General features: G+C 43.1%; 15 protein-coding genes and 1 pseudogene. 1 reads left to right on the forward strand and 15 read right to left on the reverse strand.

Going from position 1 to position 22,727, the window contains the following annotated elements:
- Positions 1-19: 19 nt before the first annotated feature.
- The 4 genes from DB398_RS11595 to DB398_RS11610 form a co-directional block, all read right to left on the reverse strand.
- Positions 20-1,096, reverse strand: coding sequence for an efflux RND transporter periplasmic adaptor subunit (locus DB398_RS11595; RefSeq protein WP_108424551.1), 1,077 nt, complete (start codon positions 1,094-1,096; stop codon positions 20-22).
- A gap of 15 nt (positions 1,097-1,111) precedes the next feature.
- Positions 1,112-2,449, reverse strand: a complete 1,338-nt coding sequence (locus DB398_RS11600; protein ID WP_108424609.1) for a TolC family protein — start codon at positions 2,447-2,449, stop codon at positions 1,112-1,114.
- Between the two features lie 52 nt (positions 2,450-2,501).
- Positions 2,502-3,119, reverse strand: coding sequence for a TetR/AcrR family transcriptional regulator (locus DB398_RS11605; protein ID WP_108424552.1), 618 nt, complete (start codon positions 3,117-3,119; stop codon positions 2,502-2,504).
- A 148-nt stretch (positions 3,120-3,267) separates the two neighbouring features.
- Positions 3,268-3,783, reverse strand: coding sequence for a TetR/AcrR family transcriptional regulator (locus tag DB398_RS11610; RefSeq protein WP_159076418.1), 516 nt, complete (start codon positions 3,781-3,783; stop codon positions 3,268-3,270).
- 726 nt (positions 3,784-4,509) lie between these two features.
- On the opposite strand from DB398_RS11610, the gene DB398_RS11615 reads away from it, so the two are divergent.
- Positions 4,510-5,379 carry a polysaccharide deacetylase family protein gene (locus tag DB398_RS11615; protein WP_108424554.1) on the forward strand — a complete coding sequence of 290 codons (870 nt, stop codon included), beginning with the start codon at positions 4,510-4,512 and terminating at the stop codon, positions 5,377-5,379.
- A 187-nt stretch (positions 5,380-5,566) separates the two neighbouring features.
- Here the strand turns inward: DB398_RS11615 and DB398_RS18555 are convergent, their stop codons facing one another.
- The 11 genes and pseudogenes from DB398_RS18555 to DB398_RS11665 form a co-directional block, all read right to left on the reverse strand.
- Positions 5,567-5,818, reverse strand: a complete 252-nt coding sequence (locus DB398_RS18555; protein WP_234416228.1) for a hypothetical protein — start codon at positions 5,816-5,818, stop codon at positions 5,567-5,569.
- 19 nt (positions 5,819-5,837) lie between these two features.
- Positions 5,838-6,593: pseudogene (locus DB398_RS18560) on the reverse strand (type II toxin-antitoxin system HipA family toxin).
- Positions 6,593-7,144 carry a ParB/RepB/Spo0J family partition protein gene (locus tag DB398_RS11625; protein ID WP_108424555.1) on the reverse strand — a complete coding sequence of 184 codons (552 nt, stop codon included), beginning with the start codon at positions 7,142-7,144 and terminating at the stop codon, positions 6,593-6,595. The pseudogene DB398_RS18560 and the gene DB398_RS11625 overlap by 1 nt, the downstream one beginning before the upstream one ends.
- A gap of 383 nt (positions 7,145-7,527) precedes the next feature.
- Positions 7,528-8,415, reverse strand: coding sequence for a carbohydrate kinase family protein (locus DB398_RS11630; RefSeq protein WP_108424556.1), 888 nt, complete (start codon positions 8,413-8,415; stop codon positions 7,528-7,530).
- A gap of 97 nt (positions 8,416-8,512) precedes the next feature.
- A complete protein-coding gene (locus DB398_RS11635; RefSeq protein ID WP_159076419.1) occupies positions 8,513-10,567 on the reverse strand; it encodes a DUF2961 domain-containing protein in 2,055 nt (684 codons plus the stop codon).
- 71 nt (positions 10,568-10,638) lie between these two features.
- Entirely contained in the window at positions 10,639-12,636 is a 1,998-nt protein-coding gene (locus DB398_RS11640; protein ID WP_159076420.1) for a glycoside hydrolase family 32 protein, read from the reverse strand.
- Positions 12,637-12,643: 7 nt separating this feature from the next.
- Entirely contained in the window at positions 12,644-14,905 is a 2,262-nt protein-coding gene (locus DB398_RS11645) for a glycoside hydrolase family 32 protein (protein WP_108424559.1), read from the reverse strand.
- Positions 14,906-15,047: 142 nt separating this feature from the next.
- Positions 15,048-16,154: a DUF4960 domain-containing protein gene (locus tag DB398_RS11650; RefSeq protein ID WP_108424560.1), complete on the reverse strand. Its 1,107-nt coding sequence runs from the start codon at positions 16,152-16,154 to the stop codon at positions 15,048-15,050.
- Between the two features lie 5 nt (positions 16,155-16,159).
- Complete coding sequence (locus tag DB398_RS11655; RefSeq protein WP_108424561.1) at positions 16,160-17,890, reverse strand: DUF4960 domain-containing protein; 1,731 nt, start codon at positions 17,888-17,890, stop codon at positions 16,160-16,162.
- 25 nt (positions 17,891-17,915) lie between these two features.
- The gene (locus DB398_RS11660) at positions 17,916-19,616 is read right to left on the reverse strand and encodes a RagB/SusD family nutrient uptake outer membrane protein (protein WP_108424562.1); all 1,701 of its coding nucleotides are present in this window, start codon (positions 19,614-19,616) and stop codon (positions 17,916-17,918) included.
- Positions 19,617-19,620: 4 nt separating this feature from the next.
- Complete coding sequence (locus tag DB398_RS11665; RefSeq protein WP_108424563.1) at positions 19,621-22,695, reverse strand: SusC/RagA family TonB-linked outer membrane protein; 3,075 nt, start codon at positions 22,693-22,695, stop codon at positions 19,621-19,623.
- Positions 22,696-22,727 lie beyond the last annotated feature (32 nt).

Raw genomic sequence — 22,727 nt, forward strand, 5'->3', positions numbered from 1 at the left:
TGCTATTGTTACAAATTAATTATAGGTGAGCGTTCGCTTTTTCTTTATCATCGATCACCTTGACGGTAGAATATTCTGTCAGGTATCCCGATCCGGCCGAGATCACGTCCTGAACATTTTCAAGGCCGTTTTTCACGGCAATCTTATTGTCCAGCATGAAGGCTACTTCAATAGGTATTTTTTTTACCTTGTCTTCGCCATCCATGGTAAAGACAAATCCCTTTTCGCCCGAGCCATCCACCAATGCTTCCACGGGGATCACCTGATAACTTATGGGGTCCGATGGGATAATCTTTGCTTCGGCAAACAAGCCCGCGGCAAACTTTTTACCGTTGGGATCCACTTGGATTTCCACTTGGTAGGATCCGTTGGTGGGATCGGCCCCCTCTGCCATCCGAAGGACGGTCCCCTCAAATCCTGTTTCCGGATAGGCATCAAAAGTCAAAGTGGCCCTGTCGCCTTCCTTTAGCCTTACCCAGTCTTTGTCGGCAATGCCTACTTGGAGTTTCCATTGGTCATCACCGGTATCGTTCATATAGAAAACCGGCATTCCAGGGGAGACGAGCTCCCCCTTATTTTTCATCTTCCTCACAATACGGCCATTGGATACTGCCCTTATTTCTGCAAATCTTTGATTGAAGGCCGCGATCCGCAATCCTTCTTTTGCCACGTTCAGGGATGTTGTAAGATCCTGGAGGTTTTCCAAGGTAGCAACACTATCTGCGTAGAGGCTCCTGACCCTTGCAAGGTCCCTCTCGGATTTTTCCACTCCGTTCTTTGCCTGGACTACCTGTGCATTGATCTCTGTCAGGTCAAGCCTGGCAAGGAGCTGCCCTTTCTTTACTGCATCCCCTTCTTCTACGAATATTTCCTGGATGATACCACCTATTTTAAAGGACAGTACGGCCTCTGTTTCCGAAAAGAGCAACCCCGATGCATATACGGGTTGCACCATTTCTTTGTGCTCTACACTATAAAGGTTTACGGCCACTTCATGGTTTCCCTGGGAAGCGCCATTGTTGTTGCCACAGCTTAGCAGCAATGTTGCAAGTGCAAGACTTACAAGGTTTCCGGTTATTTTCAATCTATTTTTCATTTGTTTTTTTTATGTTTATTCAAAGTTAAATGTGGCATTGGCCCTTTCCAGTTCCGCAAAGGCAATCCAGGAATCATACAGGGCTATGTTCGTGTTGAGCCGGGTATTTATCCATTGGTTCTGGGCATCCAGGAGCTCGATATATATGGCCCGTCCCTCCTTGTAGAGTTTGGTAATGTCGTCCTGGTATTTTTTCGCCGATGTTTCCCGGTCTTTGTGGGATTTGAATTGTTCCAGGGCCGATATGAGATTGTTATGGGTTACCTCAAACTGCTGCAACAATTGTTGCCTTACATTATCGGTCTGGGAATTGATTTTCTTTTGTTCCTCTTTCACTTGTTTTAGCCTGTTCTTGTTTCTGTTCCCCGAAAAGATGTTCCATTGCAGGGCAACGCCCATAAAATAGTATCGGGAATCCTTATTGACCTTAAAATCGAAATCCTGAAAACCGAAATCGGCAAAGCCGTTTAACGATGGGTACCAATGGGATTGTGTGAGTTTCGCTACATTTTCGGTTATATCCTTCAGCTCATCCAATTGTGAAAGCTCTTCCCTATTCCCTGTGTTCTCTTCTACCAAGGCATTGGGCAGGTTTTCATCTGACTGATCGACCTCTATCTCGGTGTCGAGCTCTTGGTTGAGCAGAAAATTAAAATAGACCTTGGCATTATTGCTTGTTTGTTTTGCCGTTTCCAGGTCCGCTTCGATACGAATGACCTCATTGTCGCTCCTCAGGACCGCTGTACGGTTGATCATGTCATTTTTGAACAAGGATCTGTTCACCCTCTGGTTTTCCCTGACCAATGCCAAAGCGTCTTCATAGATCTTGATTCCCTCCAGTGATTGCAAATACCTGTAATAGGCAATCTTAATGTCTTTGACCAATTCCCTTTGATAGATTTCCAGTTCTATCTTTTGTAGGGTGGTCTGTTGGGCCTTGATCCTTTTGTTGTAGATGATCTCAAAGTTCAACAGGGGCATGGTGGTATGGATCTTGGCATCATAAAAATTGTCCGGATTGATCAGAACGGACTGGTTTTCCAACACGGGAAATGCATCCGAACCGGTAAGCTGGTTCAGGGTACTGTACACAGGGTTCATCAGATCGCCAATCGGAATGTCTATTGTTCTTCCGCCATCTGCCTTAGTATAATTGGCGTTCAATGAGACCGTGGGATAGAAGAGGGATCTTGCCTCGCTAAGGGCATACATGCTCTTATTGATGTCAAAATTATGCTGTCTGATGACCTCGTTATTCTCAAGCCCTGCCTGTATGTAATGGTCGAGTTTGGTTTGGGCATTGCCTAAAAGGCCTCCTCCGTAGATCAGGAGTATTATCAATATCTTTTTCATTTTATACATTGTTTATTATTTGAACGTTGTTCATTTTTTAAGTCAAAAAAAATTAGAGTTTTCCTATCATTTTTACGTATTCTTTATAGCCGTCGAACAGGATGCTTTCCGGTTTTGAGAATTTCACTCCTTTGGTCCGTTGCCGAATCTCCAAGCTGCACATTCCATGTACCATGCTCCATATCATAAAGGACAGGGGTTCCGCCAAATGCCCCTTGAAATGCCCCTTTTCCATACACTGTTCCACGGTGGTCTTCACCGAACCGAAGGTCTCCACCCCCTCGTTCCAACCTCCTTCTTCCGAACTTTCCAAAAATTCCATAGGGGCCTTCAGATTGAACATCAAATCGTACATCTCCTGGTTTTCCATGGCAAACTTAATATAGACCCGGCCCATTTCCTTCAGACGTTCCATGGGATCTAAAATGGCGAACAACCCCTTGAAATACCCCCCAAGTTCATGGAACCCTATGGAGTGTAGATCGTGTAAAATGGCGTTCTTGTCTTTAAAGTACACATAGACGGTCCCTACACTATAGTCAATCTCGTCCGCTATATTGCGGATGGTGGTCTGATCAATACCCTTTTCTATAAATAGTTTTTTGGCCCCTTTTAGGATCAGACTTTTCAATGCTTCTTTTTCTCTTGCCTTTCTTTCTGCCGTACTCATAACTATAATTTCTTTTGCAAATATAGAATTATTTTTGAACGTTGTTCATTTTTTGAATAATTTTTTTTTGAGTTTATCATCTTATATAGATCAAGGGCTTAAATTACATCCCTTCGCTTCATATGCTCTTATTGGTTCCTAATACCGTTCATTGTTTGACAAGCCCGTTGATGAAAAGTTCTTTCACCAGTCCCGGAGGGTGTTTTAAAACATAGGCCAGCCAGATGACCTCAAACCACCATTGGGCGACCATATTGGGATTAAGGGTTTTGTTGTAAAAGCCCAAGGAAATTCCCTTTTTTATATTTTCCTCCATCACCTCCTTTATGATCTCTCCCTTAACGTTTACGAAATCTTCAAAAATTTCGGGATAATGTGTTTTGATGTCATTGAAAAAGGAAATGGAATAATGATGGAAGAACTGGTTGAGGATATCGAAAATTTGGGATGCTTCCTCTTTGATGTTCATATTGTTTCCAACAGTGCCCTGTAATTTGCTTAGGGTCGATGTCAGCAATTTATCGCTTAGGTGTCTGGTAAGGCCTTCCTTGCTCTGGAAATATTTATAAAAGGTTTTCTTGGAAATGGACAGTTGTCCACATATATCATCCACCTTGACAGTGTTCACGCCAGATTCTGCGAACAGCTTGATAGCGGTTTCCATAATGTTACCTTCTGTGTTGGAAACTCTATGCATCGAGGAACAAAGCTTGGATTTAAAATTTTGAGACTTTAGTTGTTACCTTTCCAGGGGTTTTATCCTTCCCCCGACCGGGCACATTGCTTTCACAAAGATATTAAATATTTTGAACATTGTTCAAATAATAAACAACGTATATCAAATAGCCATGTTCTTATATGAAACAAAATCACGGCCATAGTCTGTGACCAACATTATCTTTCTTAAGGCTTTTGGGTTTTCTTTACCAATAACTGTTCATGGATTATACATCCACATGGAATGATAAAAGTTAGCATTCCGGTGATTTTAAAATTGCCAACTTTTGTGGTCCATTAATGGTATCTCCCTTCATTAATAGCATAATATCCATCTAAGGCACTCCCAATTGCAAAAGCATTAAACTTTAACTGACACCATTGGTTGCCTTGACTTAAACTAATTCGAATCTGTCATGGAAAATTTAGTTTCATTCTTGTAGAGTTTGGGGAATTGGAAAAATGGAAACAAATATTGGCTGCATAAAATAGTGCGTTTGACAACCCCGTGAATAGCTCATTCTGGCTAAATTTACAATCGGAATTCATTGCAATTTCCTATCTTAGGTATACGGCGTAAGATGAGCCAGGATTTTGCAAAACGAACCATACCCCAAACTTTATGCACAATCCCAAAATGTTAAAATTTAAACCGTAAAGCCCTTAATTGAATATGAACTTAGCACAAAAGTTGGGATTTCCCGAAAACTCCAAATTATTGATAATACATGCAGACGATGCCGGACTTTCCCATTCTGAAAATATGGCCACAATTCAATCGTTGGAGAAAGGAATTGTAAATTCATATAGCATCATGGTACCCTGTCCTTGGTTTTACGAAATCGCGGAATTTGCAAAAAAGAATCCCAAATTCGATTACGGAATACACTTAACACTGACCTGCGAATGGGATAATTACAAATTCGGCCCTGTACTGCCTATTTCGGAAGTCCCAAGTTTGGTAGATGACCGTGGACATTTCTATAAAAAAAGAGAAGAACTTAGGAAAAATGCAAGTGCCGAGGATGTTGAAAAGGAACTTCAGGCCCAGATCGAAAAAGCAATAAAATCCGGTTTGAAACCAACCCATATCGATTCGCATATGTACAGTGTTGGAGTTAAACCCGAATTTTTTAAAATTTACAAGGATTTAGGCAAAAAATATAATCTTCCCGTTTTAATAAATGAACAATTGATGAAATGGGTGGGACTAAACCCTGACCAAAACATTGAAGATGGGGATTTTATAGTCGACAGAACCTATGTCGGCGAATTTAAGGATTTCGAGACCGGTGAACTGGCCAATTTCTATAGTCGGGTTTTAGAGAACTTGAAGTACGGGCTCAACCTTATTCTAATTCACCCTGCGTTCGACGATAACGAGATGAAAGGCGTTACGGTAAATCATCCAAATTTCGGTTCCGAATGGAGACAAATCGATTTTGACTTTTTTATCAACCAGGAAAACAAATTGAAACTTAGGGAAAATAATATTGAACTGGTAACTTGGAATGACGTGGGAAACGTGAAAAGAACTTTGTAGGACAATAGTAACCGTTGTACAAGCCCTTGATCAGTTTCAAAGTTGGAGGATTTCAAACCTCTATAAGAGCTTATTCGTTTTTATACGGGTTTGTAACCTGATTGTCCGAGGGTTCATCACATCGCTTGACAGTTCGCAAATCCGATCATCACTTTAAATTGATGGACGGTTGCCTCTGATAAAAATATTAAAAAATGTTCAATCGGGATTCCAATGTATTGAAGTACCTTTCTTTCATATCATCCGAAAGAAAGGAGATTTCTATCAATTCCTTCCATTTAGTCGTACCTTTTTGCATCTGTTCCAGAATCAATTCGATTGTCTTGTTGTTCAATTTTAATCGTTCCTTCGCATAATAGTCCATAAAATCGGAGGCTTTCAAATTCCTTTTTTTCCCTTTTAGGGTCAAGGCAATTTCTTTATCGGGATCCTCTATCATAATAGAAGAGTTCAACAGGTCATATGCCGGGGTTAAGGTTGTCTTGGCGCCTTTTGTGATCAGGGGAAAAATTTTTTAAGTGCATATCCTCATTTCCGGTCACATGATAGAAAATGACCCGTTTGAAAAAATCTGCTTTCTCAATGGCTGGGAATGAACAGAATTCTTCGATTACCGGCACCATTTTTTCCATGGTAAAGCGGTATTTGGTATCCCTCGTGTTTCCTGTCAATTGAGCAAAATCTTCAGTAGTATATTTTTTTCCCTTACCATAGCGGTCAAATCGCCTTATAAATTAGGACAGACTGCCATCTTTGGCATAAACCATCCCATGCAAAGGCATGTCCAGACCAAATTCCTTTGCCATACGCATGGTCAAATCTTCATTTTCTGGCAATTGCGGAAATAAATCGATTTGCGGTTTTATGATGTAGGTGCCAAACTGATTCACAATTTTAAATTCCCGCCCAACCACTGAAATTGTTGCACTCAATTTGGGCTGTACCCCTTGAATGGATAACTTCTTTGCCCTATTTACGGCTTCCCTTCTCAATTCAGCAGCCATAAAGGGAAGATCGTTAAGATGTGTTAACTTGGGTGCAATCATTTTAAGCCCCCTTTCGCTATATTTTTCTGTACCGCATAATTCGTATGTGATGGGACATCTATCATCATCCATTGATTTAACCGTTACCGCACCGACCAGATCCGTTCCCGTTGCCATTAATTGTGAGAAATAGTCCTCTTGGTCGATTTTGAGCAATCCTTCCAACATTACACCTTCAGGCAACAGGCCTTAAATCCTTCGATCAAACCGGCCAATTTGATGCGCTGCCGGATAAAGTTCTCCGAACGGCCCAGACGCTTGGTAATCTCGACGGGTTCGTAACGGTCCAACAGAAACTGGATGGCCTCGGCTTTCTCCGTGGTCTCCCCATCCTTTCGCTGTAGGTTTTCAATGATCTGGACTTCAAGAACATCCGTATCCACATAGTCCCTGACCATAGCCGGGATAGTGGTCAATCCTGCCAATTTACTGGCTCGAAACCGCCGTTCCTCCATGACGATAACAAACCCTTCATTGGACTTACGGACCGTGATCGGCTGTAATACCCCATGCTCGGCAATGCTCTGCGCCAAATGATTCAGACTTTGCTCATCAAAGGTTTTTCGGGGTTGTGTCGGATCCGGTGAAACCGTACCGATTTCCAACATTTGGATTTGTGGAATGCTTTTTACACTTCCTACTGTTTTGGATTGTTTTGGTTTCGAAGATTGCTTTGAACTTCTTTTACGTGTTGCCCTTTGTTTTGTTTGTGCTTCCATGATTCTTGGATTTTGGTTAAAAAATATTTGAGGTTAACCAAACGGAAAACAAAATTTTGGAGCGGCGAGGAAACGGAATAAATAGTGACATTAGGAACGGTCTTATGCCGTCCCTTGCCCGACAAATAGTTTGCGAGTTTATCTTTCGAAAACTATTGGAATAAATACCCAATCCACAACATTGGTTAACTTTTCGAGTTACCAAAAAAAACGCCTTTATACATTTGCCATTTGTGCAGCTACCGACCATTGGAAAATACGGGACAAGGGTGAAATTCAGGGGATATTATCAATAAAGTACCCGGCTTATCCTTTGACCATATCGAAACCCCTTTGAAGAATTGTAATTTTCGCATGATAATATGTCAAAAAAAGATTGGCTTTTAAGAATTCATAAAGCTTGATATCTTTTTGTGGGTAATGATTGGGTTAGCACCCTCGCTCCTTGCGACCATGGCACCCACAGCGCATCCAAAATCAATAGCTTTTTGCGGCCCTTCACCCGATAACAGTTTATACAGCACCGAGGCAAGGAACGAATCCCCTGACCCGACGGTATCGACCACTTTGACACGATAGCCACTATTGTAATAGAATTCTCCCCTATGGTAGATTATCGCTCCATATGCACCCTTTGTCACACAAATGGTTTCTGTATTCGTCAGTTGGGAGAGTCTGGCTATGGTACGTTCCATGGAATTAAACTTTATATCCAGATACCCTGCGACTTCAAATAACTCATCATCGTTGAACTTGATAAAATTTGATTTTATCAAGAGGTCCACTATAATATCCTTGGTATAATGCGGAACCCTCAAATTAACATCAAACACTTTGTATTCCGCTACGGTCATCAAAGCCTTTAGGGTTGATCGTGATTGTCCGTCCCTACAGGCCAAACTACCAAAAATGAAGATGTCGGATTTCTTGACCTGGTCCAAACCATTTTTTGACAATGGGACCTTATCCCATGCCACTGGGTATGCAATATCATAAGAAGCAATTCCCTTATCGTTCAAGACCACATTTACCTCGCCTGTCCGGAATTCATCGTTGATTCCAATACAACTGGTGTCCACTCCAATACCATTTAGGTATCCCAAAAGTTTTTTACCATTACCATCATTTCCAATAGCACTGATTATGCCTACTTCAACCCCATAGGATTGTAATCTGGAGGCCACATTTAAAGGGGCTCCCCCAATCCTGGAGTAGGTAGGGAAATTATCAAACAAAATCTCACCAAAGCAAATTGCTTTCAATACACTCATAACTAATAAAATTAAAGAGTGAGGGCATGACGCCCCCACCTTAAAAACTAACTCAACTCAATTCTTTTATCCTATCGCCCCATCTTTGGATAGAGATCTATTCCTTCAACAGATAGTAATAAACCGTTGCTTTATATCGACTTATGTTTTGTTCATCCTTTCCCCACTTTATGGGCTTATATCTTTCAAGGGTAGCTCTAAATGAAGTGCTGAAAGGTACATTATCGGCAAGGTGAAAACGGTTGACCACAGTAATCCCATTACCATCAATCGGTGTTTGCGGCTGGTTGGCAAAAGAACTCTCAAAAGTTGGAAAGGGAGGTTCGGCGGACCAGGCATATCCGATGTAATCCTCACTGCCCGTTCCAAAGGTGGAAGGAAACATTTCTCCATCCACATAAAATTTCTCATCACCTTCTCCCCACCACCAATCAATATTCTTTTTGTCCCATTTTCCATACCACCAAGAGGAAGCTTTTTGTTCAGGCTCCGACCATTCATTTTGAATTTGAAGCGTTAACCCGCAATACCTGCCGATTCCATTGACATCCAAAAAAGTCCACTCCAAATTACGATTATCCACGCGCGCCTTGGGACGACTACTTTGTTCAATTTGATCCACATTAATGTGTCCCCAACCATCGGAGGAAAGGTCATTGATCACGATTTGGGCAGATTTACCCTTAAAATCCGAAACATCCCAAGAATTCCAATACAGGGTTTCGATGTCATTTCCAGTAGCGGTACGAACAACCTTCCCTCCTACCAAAAGGGAAACATTTACCTTGTCCAGGTCACTACCGCCCCCAACCAAGAGATTGATAAAGTCCTTGGAAATCTTAAATTTTGATGACTTCAGCGTACCAATGGCCTCATCTCCATGTTGAAATGAATTTACATAGCCCTTGCCCCAATATCCTTCCACTGGGCTTTGATGTCCATAGCGATCCAATACTGCAGGGCCTTCTCCAAAGGCATCGCCTTCCACGGTCCACCCTTGATACGAAAGATCTTCAAAATCAAAGACCACATGAGCGTCAGCTGTCATTATGGGCTCTGACTGTTCTTTGTCGGCTATAAAGCGGCCATGGAACCTGAGGGGGTTTACATTTTCTTCCATTTCCTCCGACTGCTCAAGATATAAGGTAAAGGAAATAGGGTCATCACCTCGGTTTTCAAAAACCAATTCCGCCTTTTTGGTGTAGGGCATGACCCAATTGGAATATAACCTATTTCCAATGACCCCAACGGGTTGGGCCCGAAAAGGATTCAATGCTTCACCCGTCCCAAAAAAAAGACCCATGGGGGAATGGACCGCAGAAGGATACTTGTCATCCCATGAAAAGTCAAGCCAAACGTTTGCCAGGGCATCGTCCTTTTTGGATGCCGTCAGCTCAATTTCCAAACGCTTGATGGCTCCACTGCCTGTCAGGCTCAACACCCGTTTTCGTTCCTCGGGACCCAAAGTGACGGACAGCTTTTGTACTTTCCCATCATCACTTTTGGCCAGATACCCTCTTTTTCCCAAAAGCCTATCTGTTTCCGCCAATGCCATTCGTTCTTCATTGGTAAACCTGCCATCAAAGGAATCAATGGTTTGGTTCTTTGGAAGATTCGAATATATGATGTGGTAATAGGCCCCCCAATCACCAGTAAAGGTGATTTTACAGTGCTTTTGATAGGGAATCGGAATAAAACTGTTCCTCCCTCTGGACAATGTTTTGACCAACTCAGGAAAGTTCATTGGCGGGATATCCGCTTCAAAAGTCTCAAAAAATGCTCTGAAAGGCTTATCAATGATAGGATTCTTTTGCCCATCAATATAGATCTTGATATGGCCTTCCTTGGCAAGGGCAGACCAGAACCGCCATATGACACCGGGACCGTCATCCTCAAATACGACTATTTCCTCTCCCTCCTTTCGGATATATCCGTCACCGTCACCGTTTGCTCCCCACGAAACATATTTTTGCTGTAGTGTATCATATTGGGAAGAACGATCATAACTGGAAAAGGTGGCCGTTTTTTCATCTGGAATTGGAACAAAGGTCAATCGTTCCTGATCATATAGTCTTTTCAACAAATCCGTATAGGTCAGATGTTGGGAGCTTCCCATGATAGGTACAAAAAAGGCCATCCATAAAGCCAACATAGCAAATTTAGACCTCAACCTGTAGATTTCTTTTTGAGCATTACCAAGTATCATGTACCAATGAATTATTACTACTGGTGCAATTCAATATCATCGAGGTCCCATCTGGTCAACTTTTTGATATGGACCGTGCCCCCTTCGGTGAAGAACTCTATATCCGTACTGTTGGCATCTGGATAGATCTTACTGCTTATGACGGTTTCCCCATCATTTCCAAAAACCTCAACACTGGAACGATCCACAAAAATGTGCAGTTTCACTGTCTCGGTTTTTCTCATGGGTCCAGAACTGACCATGGGAAACAATCCTGAAAAATCAACTTTTCCACTGCGGGTCCTATCTACATTAAGCTCTTGCCCAACCACATCATAAATGATCTTAGTTTCCTGGTCTCCCCCTTTCCCTATTTTGACGCCAAACTTCTTGCTGTTGATCTCATTAAATTCAACCTCTAATTCATAAACATTCTTACTTGGCTGTAATTTGGTAGGGCGCCATTCTCCTTCAAGGGTATGGGGAGACATCTTAACCTGTTTCTTTCTAAGGCTTTTTAGCTCTTCAATAGGGTGCTGTACCAATCGTACTCCTTCGGTAAAGGTCTTCAATTTCAGCTGTCTTGGAATGGATTGGAGTCCCCTTAAAGGTTCAGAGGCCACATACCTCCAACTGCCCATCCAACCTGTCCAAACAATTCTATCCTCATTTGGCCCATAATTGTTCCAGGCCCTAGCGGCAAAAAAGTCAGGGCCATAATCAAACCAGAAGGAATTTTCGCGTTCTCTTTGGTAAGCACGATCACTCTGCATGATGTGATCAACATAGATATAACCGGCTTCATCGGTCTTTTCGTCAACTGCTTGAATGGTCGCCTGTTTACCAACAAATTCAGATATGTTCCAGGACTTCCATTGGAGCCCCCCGGAATTGTTTCCGCTTTGCGATCGGACAATACGCCCATCCACGATCAAATTAATGGAGACTTCGTCCGGGTAATATCCTCCCCCGACTAAGAAATTCATGAACTCCTTTTCTATCTTGAAAGTTGGGGAAGTGACTTTTCCTACCGAACTTGCCTTGTTATGGAAACTGTTCAGGAACAACTTACCTTGTTGTCCCATTATGGCACCCTGTTGAAAAAGGGCTCTATCCGAGGGGGACTCCAAAAATGCATCGCCCTCCATGTTCCATCCATCAAGGCCGTTCTCAAAATCAAAAATCACATCCCCATGCACATCATTGTCAAATGCCATCAAATCCGCCCTAAACCCTTCATCGAGGACAAAACGTTTTCCGTCAAAATTTCCAATAAAATATTGACCCGATAATGGCTGAACACTAATGGTCAATACCCATCTGGTATCATTTGGGTCACCATCAACCGGCAATTCGAACAGATCTACACATTCCCATACCCCGGCTTTGGCACCCCAAGGGCCAAAATCGCTTAGAAAGTCCCAATCAATCAAGTTATCCGATTCAAAGAATTTGATCTTTGGAACATCTGCCCATCCAATGGCCATGATCCATTTCTGGGTAGGTGGATACCAAAACACTTTGGGGTCCCTGAATTCCCGTGAACCAATATCCAAAACGGGAAATTTGTCCAATCGTTTCCAACTTCTAACACTGTCCAAGCTATAGGCCAGCCCTATGACCTGTGTGTTCCAAGGTTCCACTTGGTTATGCCATAGGGATACAAATGGTGGATTGTCCAGGGTTCCCAGACCACTTGTATTGTCCTTGTCATATATGATAGTTCCTGAACCGCCCAGTTGTGTCATGCTTTGACGAATGGAATCCTTGACCTTGGCAGGAGTCGAATCATCCCTTAGTAATCGTCTGTTCTCGGTCCTCCGTCTTCCATAATCGGTAAACTTCCAATGCACAAAATCTTTACTCTTGGCAACACCCCAATTATTATAATAATCACCATCAAAATAGTAAAGACCGGTTGGGTCACCTGAAGGGTAAAAATGATATGCTGGGTCATATTGCCCTTCCATGCCCTGGCCGTATGCTGCATTTACAAGGCAGTACAATAGGCCAAAAACGATGCTAAGTTTTTTCATAATTTTTCTAATCTCTTGATTTTTGGTTTGTGGGCTCAACATATTGCCATTCTATGGATTTCATTGGCCAAATTCTCAGTTTGCCGATGTTGTCCTGGTCTTCAAATCCCATGAGTTCCATTCCTTGGGCATCGCCTTCCATAAAATAAATCCTGTCGGTAATGGAAGTGCTTTCATCAACATATATTTCTATCATCGACCTGTCCAAAAAAATACGAAGCTTGATTTTTTCCCCATCCTTGGCCAAAGGTGCCCTTAGGGCTTCGAACCTACGTTCAGGCTGTTCCTGGATTTTATCGAACACCACGGAATTTGTCTCTGGTTCATAATAAATCATTGCTTGTGGGTTCTTATCCTTGGATTGGCGGACGATTATCCCTCTTTTGATATTATCCCTAGCGAACTCCAATTCAATCTCAAATTGAGATCCACTTGTTTTATTTAGAGCTTCCTTACTCCTTGAATATGTACAATTTTCACAGTCGATGGTAGGTTCCATCCGAAGGTTCTTGAGTTCTTCAATAGGGGCAAATTCTAATGTACCATCATCCCCCAGCCATAGGCTTATTGGCAAACCGGCATTATGTGCCCAACCCATATCGAACGTATCAGTTCGCCCATATTTTCCTTGGGCTATGGAAAAAACGATTGATCTATTGGTTTTGGGATCCACCAATCCACTGGGTCCTGTAAACCCAAAATTTCCATAGTCCATCAACCTAGGTTCATCATCATCCGGAACAAACTTTTTGCTATTCTTATCGAATTCTCCGATCCAATAAAAAACCTCAACATCCGCTTCGTTTCTGATGGGCAAGACCATAAAAACATATTTATCCGTTTTCTTTCCTGTAGCATCAGGTAATGGCAGTAAGACGGGCAATTCCCATACACCACCCAAAAATGGGTACTTTTCAATATCGCTGATATAGACCGGATGAAGATGTTTCCATGAGCGCATATCCGAAGATTCAAATAAGGCCGCTGTTCCTCCTTTTTCCGCAATCCCGGTTCCGACCATCATATAATACATGGCATCGACCTTAAAGACATAAGGGTCCCTGAACTCACGATGCAGGTACATCGCAGGCTTATCCACTATCAACCCGGTTTTTTCCCATTGGATTAAGTTATGGTCGTCCTCATCCTTTGGAAACGCTGTGGATACATATTGGTTTTCATGCTTGTTATCGTTCCCGGCCGTGTAAAATAAGTAAGGGGTATCATCGGGACCTACATAGGCCGAACCTGACCAAATACCATCGGGATCGACATCTCCCTTCTCGGGTGCCAGTGCTATATCAGCGTGTTTCCAATGAACCATGTCATCACTGACCCAATGGCCCCAATGAATCTGGCCCCAATAGGGACCGAACGGATTGTGTTGGTAAAACAAATGATATTTGCCTTTGTAATACATTGGGGCGTGGGGTTCGTTCATCCAATGTGAGGGTGCCATGGCATGGTAACCAGGACGAAACCCATCTTTTAGCTTGGAATAATCCAATCGTAAACTCTCCAGGAGGCCATCCAAACTTCGCGGCTTGTATTCGGTCCGGGAATTCCCAGCCGTCAATGGACGAATATTCAACTCATCCAATAACCCACTGATCATGTTAAACTTGAATTTTCTTCCAAAACCACTGGCATTGGAGTTCCTTCCTATGGTCAATTTGTAATCTGTAGCTGAAAAACAATCCTTTATATCCTTTATGTCCAAGGATTCTTCCAGGATTTGCTCGCCATTTCTTGCAATCTGTATTGATTTCCCATCATAGCCTATCTGAATAAAGTTCCATTCATTTTTCTTCACAAATAAAGAATCATTGGTAAACCGCTTTTTGTCCAAGGAGGATTCGAACTGCACTGCAAGCTGGCCATGTTTTAACAAGCCTACTTTAAAACCTAGGGAATCGGTCACTGAAGTATAATCCACGATGGCCGATAGTTTATTGTCCACTGCACTATCAAAGGCCCGTGGCGCCAACCAAAAGCTGAGTTCAAATGTTTCCGGTAACCTAAAGTCTTGCAGTTCCATATAGGTGGAATACCCGTCAAAAAGAAGGGAACCTCCCTGGCCAATACTTTTCCAAAGAAAATGTGGTTTTTCATCCGTAAGGCTATAGGGAGAATTGTACAATTGCACTTCGCGCTGCCCTGCAAGTTCCTTCCACCAGGATTCCCCATCGAAGGAAAGGTGCAGTTCCTGTGCTTGGAGGGCAAAAGGAAAGGTTACCAAATAGAGTAAGGCCCTAATAAAAATCTTCATTTGTGTTCTGTTTTCAGGTTTAATTTGGTTTCGGTAAATTTAGGTGAGGGTTCACGCCATGGAATGATCCCGATAAAGTGAACCCACTTTACATTGGAAAAAGAACGGGTTTCCCCCGTTCCTTCCACTAAACAAACTACAGTTACCTGCTACTCAAATAATCAATACTGTTTTTATATATTTTTTCCACGTTGCTCAAATAGGGGTTATCCCGGTCATCGTTCATGCTCCATTCCATGCCCCCAATCCCTATGGTTATGATATAACCTTCAAATCTTTCAAATGGGTTCCAGACAATTATTCCTGCGGCAGTCTGCGCCTCAATGGTATGGTCCCAAATGGCAATGGGCTCCGCATTGTACAAGGAATTGAAGGTTGCATAGGGTGCGTTCGTGAAGGATCCCAGGTTCCAAAGGGCATTATGGTCTTCTTTATATCCTGGGTCGATTACATAGGCCAAATTGGCATCGAAGAACTCCAGACCGTTCGAAATGATATTGGACAAAGAGGAACCGCTGAAGCCGATGCCCCAACTATCGGGATTTGATCCCCCGGCACCTGTACCAATGATGGTCCTTAATCCAGAAGTATCCCTTCCAAGTTCCTCGACCAGACCCGTACCCAAAAGTCCGGCCACAATCTTACCTCCTTGAACGTAAAATTTTGAAAGTACATTCAATCGCTCCAAGACGGCATCCGGTTGATCGGAGGAACCCACCTGATCATGTACATATACTAAGACGTTGACACCCTCCAAGGCCTCGTCGGTCAACCCATCATAGGGAATATAGACAAAGTCGTCACCGTAGGTTTCCTCGGTCCATAGTGCAGCTGCCTGTACATCATCATCCACTATCCCAGCAATTGTTGCACCATCCCCCAAGAAGGCTATTTTTGAAGGTAAAATGGTTGCACTGATACGATAGACCCTTTCTGAATCACCATTGCTCACGGTTATCTCGTTCGGTTCGTTCAGATCCAACATGGAGCCACTGGATGGGGACAAATTGACCCCCTCGGGAACTGATGCCTCAAAGAGTACCGAGGTCAAATCGGTGTTTCCCGCCAGACTCACCTTTATCTTCCCTGCCAAATGATCTATCTCAGCACTTTTGCTGTTCAAACTTGCACTTTCAATGATATTGAGAGTTGAAGGCCCATCCATATAGTTTTCCCTTTCTTCACAGGATAGCAATCCCGTGAGAACCATCATGAATGCCATGACTTTATAAACAATTATGTTCTTCATTTCTCTTAATTTAGTAGGTAATCAATTGCATTTGCATGTAAACGATGGATATTGTCCTGGAAATCGTTAACCGCCCCATTATTATCTTCCATACTCCATTCCAGCCAGCCACCGGTATTCAAGATCATGGTCCCTTGGTACTCCCCTTGGGGCTTAAACTCGGCAAGGCCGATACCACATCCTCTTGAATCCAACCATTCATACCACCTGATCAAAACGCTATTGGTCGCAGCTTCAAATTCCAAGGCTCTTTCTTCGCTGCATTGGGCCTCCGTGAACAAACCGTTATATTCGCCCACACCAAAATCGATTCCAAAATTCCTATCCTCCTTGTACCTCGCATTGTTCATAGGGTAATTATCCGTACCTCCTTGATCCAAGCCAGCCAAGAGTGGATGGTTCTGGGATTCAGATGGACTGGGTACCGTATAGGTGCCCCTCAATCCCCATGCATCGAAGTTTTCCCCTCCGACAACACTGGTATTACCTCCTTCATTGGTAAACAAGGTTCCGCCAATATTTATTCGGCCGATATCGTCCAGTAGATTAATTGCAAATCCTTCAACAATCAAATTCCCACCACCTTTGTAGTAATCTGTAATGATATCCACCTTTTCAGGTGCCAATCCACCATCAGGCATTTCCTGTGTATCAACATTGTCCCAATACAGAAGGATCAATTCTGTACTTTCTAGGTCGGTACTGGTCAATGAACCAGCTTTTAAATAGACAAAATCCTCTGCATAGTTCGCCTTTAGCCAAAGAGCAGCTGCCTTAGTATCGGGTTCCGATATACTTTCCAAACAATCTGCCCCACTTATAAAAGCAATCTTATTGGACGAGGCAATTATTCTTGCATTGACCGTATAGGTTTTTGTCAACCCTTCCACATTGGTCACCGTATAGTCTAATGGTCCCGAGGTAAAATCCTGTGATACGCCAGAATCAGGAGAAACACTTGACCCTTCGGTCAATTCGATTATCGGGGTAATCGCAGAAATATCCGTACCTGCAGGAAAATCCAAATTGATCACTGAAGCAACATTATCAATGACGCCTGTCACACTACAAACATCCTCACCTGTTTTAATGCTAGTAATCAATGGCTTAGGCGATTGGCTTACCGTTACAAAGTAGGATTTGCCCGTAAAGCCATCATTTGACAAAACAGTAAATTTGACCGGATTGCTAAAATCCTGTGCCACACCTGATTGAGGAGAAGCGGTTGTCCCTCCCGGAATGGTATACTGTGGCACCAAAGCCTTTATGTTTTCCTCACTGCCCACATTGACCATTATGCTCCCGTTTTCCTGATCGATGACCCCTTCATTTTCTCCAATGGAAAACGTGGTGATCATGGGGTCCCCATAGGCGCTAATGGTTACGGTGTATGGACGGGACGCTCCATTGTTTGTGACGGTGAATACAACCGGCCCACCTGAAAAATCAACGGTACTGCCTGAAGATGGATCCACTGTGGCACCGTCTGGCACGGACAATTCAACGGCGAGGTTACTGATGTCCATACCGGCAGCCAAGGTCAAAGTAATGGTTCCCGTTGTATGGTTTATTGCAGCGGCCTGTCCATTGATTTCGAGAGATCGGATTATTGCACTGGTGTAATCGGGCACATTATCCTCGAAGGTAATGTCATCATTACAGCCCAAAGTTACCGTCAATAACACTCCTAGAAAGAATAGGAGACTTCTTTTGATATAATTTGAATGATTTTTCATCTGTGTTGTTTTAATTGGTTAACTGTTAATACCCTGAACGCTGTGAATAGACACCTCCTGATGCATCAATTTCTATTTGGGGAATGGGAAGGAATTCATCCCTTCCTTCTGTAAAGGAAGCACCGCTGTAATAGGGTCTTTTACCGCTTTCGGCAAGCATATAGTCATTGATCCAGCTTGGAGCGATGCCCCACCTGACCAAATCATAAAAATGGTGTCCCTCATTATGCAGTTCCAGCCGTCGCTCCATACGGAGGGCCTTTCGGGCATATGCCTGTACCACTCCCGTTGTGGGGTAAAGTTCAATGGAGTAATTAGCGGCCGGGTTGCTCGGATCGTTAAAATCATAGACCCTGGGTGAGTTCTTTGCCCTAGTCCGGATTTGGTTGATAATGGTCATTCCCGTCTCCACATCATTGAGTTCAATAGCGGCCTCGGCTTTCCAGAGCATGACATCACTTATTTTTATCAGAGGCCAATCCAGAGCTCCCTTGGCCCAGGGAAACCCGCCCGAGGACCTTAAATCCGAATAAGGGTCGATTTGGTTCTTCTTCCTTACATAATAGCCGTAGGTGGCAACGTCCCTGTTCCAATTGTCCTGCATAGGCATACCTTCCCATTTTTTCCATGTGATTCCCGGCCTTCCAATGGAATGGTCCAACCTCGGGTCCACAGGAGTGGTAATATCCCTGGGATCCAAATCTGAATTGTTATAGGTATCCAATAAGGGAAGTCCGACATCATCAACTTTAAACGCGTTCACTATATTCTGGGAGGGTTTGTCAAAGTCATCACCATTGAGATAGGGATGATTGGTATCGTCAGCGGGTGAATCCGGAGAGTTCAAAAGATTGCCGAAATCCAGGTTGCCAAATTCTGAACCATCATTGATCGAATATTGAATCGCAAAGACATTCTCCTCGTTGGCATATCCCGGTGTGGAATATAGCTTTTCGATATCATCTACCAATCCATAGGGTCCCGCCAATACGATATTGGCGTTCGTGATCACTTGTTGCCACTGTCCTCGGAATAATTTTGCCTTGGCCAGATAGGCATGGGCAACTAATTTATTGACTCTTCCCAGGTCAGGTTGTGTTTCAGGCAACACAGGGATCGCTGCGTTGAGGTCTTCCTCAATTTTACCCCATAGAAAATCCTCATCGAACGAGTTCTCAATATTAGGTACCTCTTCAACAGGGGTGTTTTCGTCCAAATAGACAAATGACCCAAAGTTTTTCATGGCCTCAAAATAGAAATGGGCCCTGAGTACACGTAATTCGGCCAATCTTACCTCTGCATTGGGAAAATCAGAGGCATTCGCAATGGTGGTCATTGCGCTATTGATCCTAAAAATTCCAAAATAAATGGCTCTCCAAAGGTTATATACGTTTTCCGATGAAGGAAACACTTGATGGATTTCCAGGGCGTGCATTCCCCCTCCTGGATTGTCCCCGACACCACCACCGCCTTTGTAAGCATCGCCACTTCTGATATCTGAGAAGCACCAGTTTGATGGTGCATGGTCAAATGGCCAATTATCTCTAGTTTCGCCTGTATTGTACCGATAATCCAAGGTACTGTATGCACTTACAACCAACTGCTCCAGATCAAGGTTATCCTCAGATATTACATTCTCAGGACTTACATCCAAATAATCTTCCGAACATGATGCCAAAGACAGGATGGCTATGGACATCATTAGTATTCTTATATTTTTTTTCATCTTTTTAGAATTGTAGATTAAACCCGAGACTAAAAGTTTTCGTATGCGGATAGACACCCATACCGGCAATTCCGATACCGGTCCTGCTCAATCCGGGCACCTCATAATCAAATCCCGTGAAGGGTGTTATGTTGATCAAATTTTCAGCCTGGATATAGACCCTTGCCATTTTTATGCCCAGTTTGCTGGTCGTTTCAGGATCAAAATTGTAAGCAAGGTTGATATTCTTGAGTCTAAAGAAAGACCCATCTTCCACAAAATAGGTCGATGGTCTTTTTTGATCATTGGAATCTGTCGTGCTCAAGGCCGGAATGGTCGAATTTGCATTGCTTGGGGACCAGGCATCCAAGGTATTCAACCCATGGTTGAAACCGAAATATGGAAAATCCAACAATTCCCTTTGGGCATTGTACATGTCGTTCCCTTGTCTTCCATCAAAGAATAGACTGAAATCCCATCGTTTGTAGGATGCGGAAAGATTAATCCCATAGGTAAAATCCGGATGTGGATTACCAATTATAGTCCTGTCATCCTGATCAATGACCCCATCACCATTAAGATCTCTGTACCGAATGTTCCCAAGTGCCTTTCCAGTTTGTTCGGCATGTACCGCCACTTCCTCGGGAGTCCTGAAAATCCCATCGGCCACATATCCGAAATAAGAACCTATGGGATGTCCGACACCCGTATATGAGACGCCCTGTAAAATGAAATTCTCGGAATTACTGATACTTGTGATCTCATTTTTATAGGCAGAAAAAGTTAGGTCAACCCCAAATTTAAAATCATGAATAGGACTCGATGAATAACCGAGCAAGATGTCCAATCCCCGGTTGACCATGTCACCGGCATTAAAGAAGAGGGTACTCCCAGCTTCACCAAGTACGGAGGGTTGAATGGTTTGCAACAAAAGGTCCGATGTGGTTTTTTCATAGACATCGACCACCAAGTTGATGCTATTGTCGAACAGGTTGGCATCCAATCCGATATTGGTTTGATAGGACTGCTCCCATTTAAGATCAGGATTACCTACTTGATTAGGCGAGACCCCAATGGAGATGCCCCCATTTCCACCACCTGAGAGATCATAATTACTGTTTTCCACCGCGGTTTGGTAAATCGAATACTGTGCATATTCCAGAATATCCGCATTTCCATTACCTCCCCAAGAAGCCCTTAATTTTAAATTGTTAAAAACATTTGATTCGTTCAAAAAGTTTTCATTGGACAAGGTCCAACCAACAGATGCCGTTGGGAAGACCCCATATCTATTGTTCCGACCAAATCTTGAGCTTCCATCCCTTCGGACACTTGCGGATGCATAATATTTGTCCGAATAATCATAGGATACTTTGGCGAACATGGACTCACGTTTACTATCGGCCCCGATGCCATATGCATCCAACAGGGAATTATCGGCAATGATATCATACTGATCGATATTCTCGAAATCCACCTTGGTTCCCATGGGCACCTGAATCCTTTTAAAGTCATTGTCCTGATCTCTTTCATAGGTTTCATGTCCCGCAAAGGCGTTGACGGTATGGTTGCCAAAATCCTTGTTGAACCGTAACAAATTTGTAAAAATGTAGGTGTCGGAAACATTTCTGTTTCTTGCGAAGCGCTGATAATTTAGGCCATCCTCAATAAATATATTTCCCAGAATGCTTCCATTTTGGTTGAAGGAGGCCGTTTGTTCATCATACTTATAGCTGTTATGGTCAAAATTAAACTTGGAAGAAAAGGTCAACCCATCCAAAATATTGATATCGGCATATATATTTCCAAAGGTTCGCCATGTTTTTTGGACATTGTCCTTGTTGATGTATAGGATGGCCAAGGGATTCCATTTATCCTGCAAACCAGCTCCAGTTGGCCCTCCGTAAGTTCCATCTTCACCATAAACTGGAATCAAAGGGTTTTGTAATAGGGCATCTTCCATGGAATTTGACCTCACTTCCCTAAAGTTTGCAACCGTTAAATTCTCTCCGATGGTCAATCTATTCTTGAAAAGATTGACACTGGAGTTGAGTCTTAATGTGATTCTTTCATAAAAAGTATGTGAGATGATACCATCATCTTTTGCGTGTCCGAACCCGGAGAATACCTTAAACTTATCAGAGGCATAGGAATATCCCAAATCGGTTGTAGTAGAAATTGAATTACCTGTGATGACATCCACCCAATCCGTATCGGAGACCCTTAAATTATTGTTGGCATCCAAGAATTCTGGCAAGGGTGTTCCCGGGGTGTATATGAGACTACCGGCCACGACAGGCACACCGCCCTGGGCCGCATACCTCACATCCAGCCAATCCTGGGCGTTCAACACGTTGAAATTCTCCCGAATCGTGTTCAGGGTGACCCTAGAATCCAAGGTCAATCTACTCGTTCCGCTTTTCGCCTGTTTGGTTGTTACTACAATTACCCCCCTTGCAGCCTCTGTTCCATAAATCCCCGCAGAAGCAGCATCCTTTAGGATTTGAATGCTCTCCACATCATTAGGGTTCAATCCTGCCGGGTTATTGGTCTGTACACCGTCAATTACCCACAACGGGCCAGTTCCTCCAAAAACGGAGGTCAGACCACGTATGGAAATTTGGGTGTCATTACCCCCTGGGACACCTGATGACGTTAAATTAAGTCCAGGGACCCTGGATTGCAACTTTGATATTACATTGGGCGTGGATACTGTATTGAGTTCATCCACATCGACCACGGAGATCGCACCTGTGATATCCTTCTTTTTTTCCGTGGTGTATCCCGTGATCACAACGGCATCCAACTGAAAAGTATCTTCCTGAAGTATTGCGTCATAATTTGCCCCTTGGGCCACAGCTATTTCCACGGACTTAAAACCAACATAGGATACAACAAGGGTTTCCCCATAGTTGGCGTCTATCTGGTAATTCCCGTCAAAATCGGTTTGGGTACCTCTGTTCGTCCCTCGGACCAACACCGTGGCACCCAGAAGCGGCAATCCATCACTTTCTGAAGTGACCTTGCCATTGACAGCCACTTCTTGGGCAAATGAAAGCCCAACAGTGAACATCAGACATATATAAATTAGTTTATTCATTTAGTTAAAATTTTAGTTTGATTTCAGTTAAT

The sequence above is a fragment of the Flagellimonas amoyensis genome, from assembly GCF_003058265.1.
Lineage (GTDB): Bacteria > Bacteroidota > Bacteroidia > Flavobacteriales > Flavobacteriaceae > Flagellimonas > Flagellimonas amoyensis.

Excerpts from the sequence above, each read along its gene's own strand:
- DB398_RS11650 (WP_108424560.1), bottom strand. The coding sequence starts at position 16,154 with ATGAAGAACATAATTGTTTATAAAGTCATGGCATTCATGATGGTTCTC.
- DB398_RS11605 (WP_108424552.1), bottom strand. The coding sequence starts at position 3,119 with ATGAGTACGGCAGAAAGAAAGGCAAGAGAAAAAGAAGCATTGAAAAGT.
- DB398_RS11655 (WP_108424561.1), bottom strand. The coding sequence starts at position 17,890 with ATGAAAAATCATTCAAATTATATCAAAAGAAGTCTCCTATTCTTTCTA.
- DB398_RS11640 (WP_159076420.1), bottom strand. The coding sequence starts at position 12,636 with ATGAAAAAACTTAGCATCGTTTTTGGCCTATTGTACTGCCTTGTAAAT.
- DB398_RS11635 (WP_159076419.1), bottom strand. The coding sequence starts at position 10,567 with ATGTTGGCTTTATGGATGGCCTTTTTTGTACCTATCATGGGAAGCTCC.
- DB398_RS11615 (WP_108424554.1), top strand. The coding sequence starts at position 4,510 with ATGAACTTAGCACAAAAGTTGGGATTTCCCGAAAACTCCAAATTATTG.
- DB398_RS11630 (WP_108424556.1), bottom strand. The coding sequence starts at position 8,415 with ATGAGTGTATTGAAAGCAATTTGCTTTGGTGAGATTTTGTTTGATAAT.
- DB398_RS18555 (WP_234416228.1), bottom strand. The coding sequence starts at position 5,818 with ATGATAGAGGATCCCGATAAAGAAATTGCCTTGACCCTAAAAGGGAAA.
- DB398_RS11665 (WP_108424563.1), bottom strand. The coding sequence starts at position 22,695 with ATGAATAAACTAATTTATATATGTCTGATGTTCACTGTTGGGCTTTCA.
- DB398_RS11625 (WP_108424555.1), bottom strand. The coding sequence starts at position 7,144 with ATGGAAGCACAAACAAAACAAAGGGCAACACGTAAAAGAAGTTCAAAG.
- DB398_RS11595 (WP_108424551.1), bottom strand. The coding sequence starts at position 1,096 with ATGAAAAATAGATTGAAAATAACCGGAAACCTTGTAAGTCTTGCACTT.
- DB398_RS11660 (WP_108424562.1), bottom strand. The coding sequence starts at position 19,616 with ATGAAAAAAAATATAAGAATACTAATGATGTCCATAGCCATCCTGTCT.
- DB398_RS11600 (WP_108424609.1), bottom strand. The coding sequence starts at position 2,449 with ATGAAAAAGATATTGATAATACTCCTGATCTACGGAGGAGGCCTTTTA.
- DB398_RS11610 (WP_159076418.1), bottom strand. The coding sequence starts at position 3,783 with ATGGAAACCGCTATCAAGCTGTTCGCAGAATCTGGCGTGAACACTGTC.
- DB398_RS11645 (WP_108424559.1), bottom strand. The coding sequence starts at position 14,905 with ATGAAGATTTTTATTAGGGCCTTACTCTATTTGGTAACCTTTCCTTTT.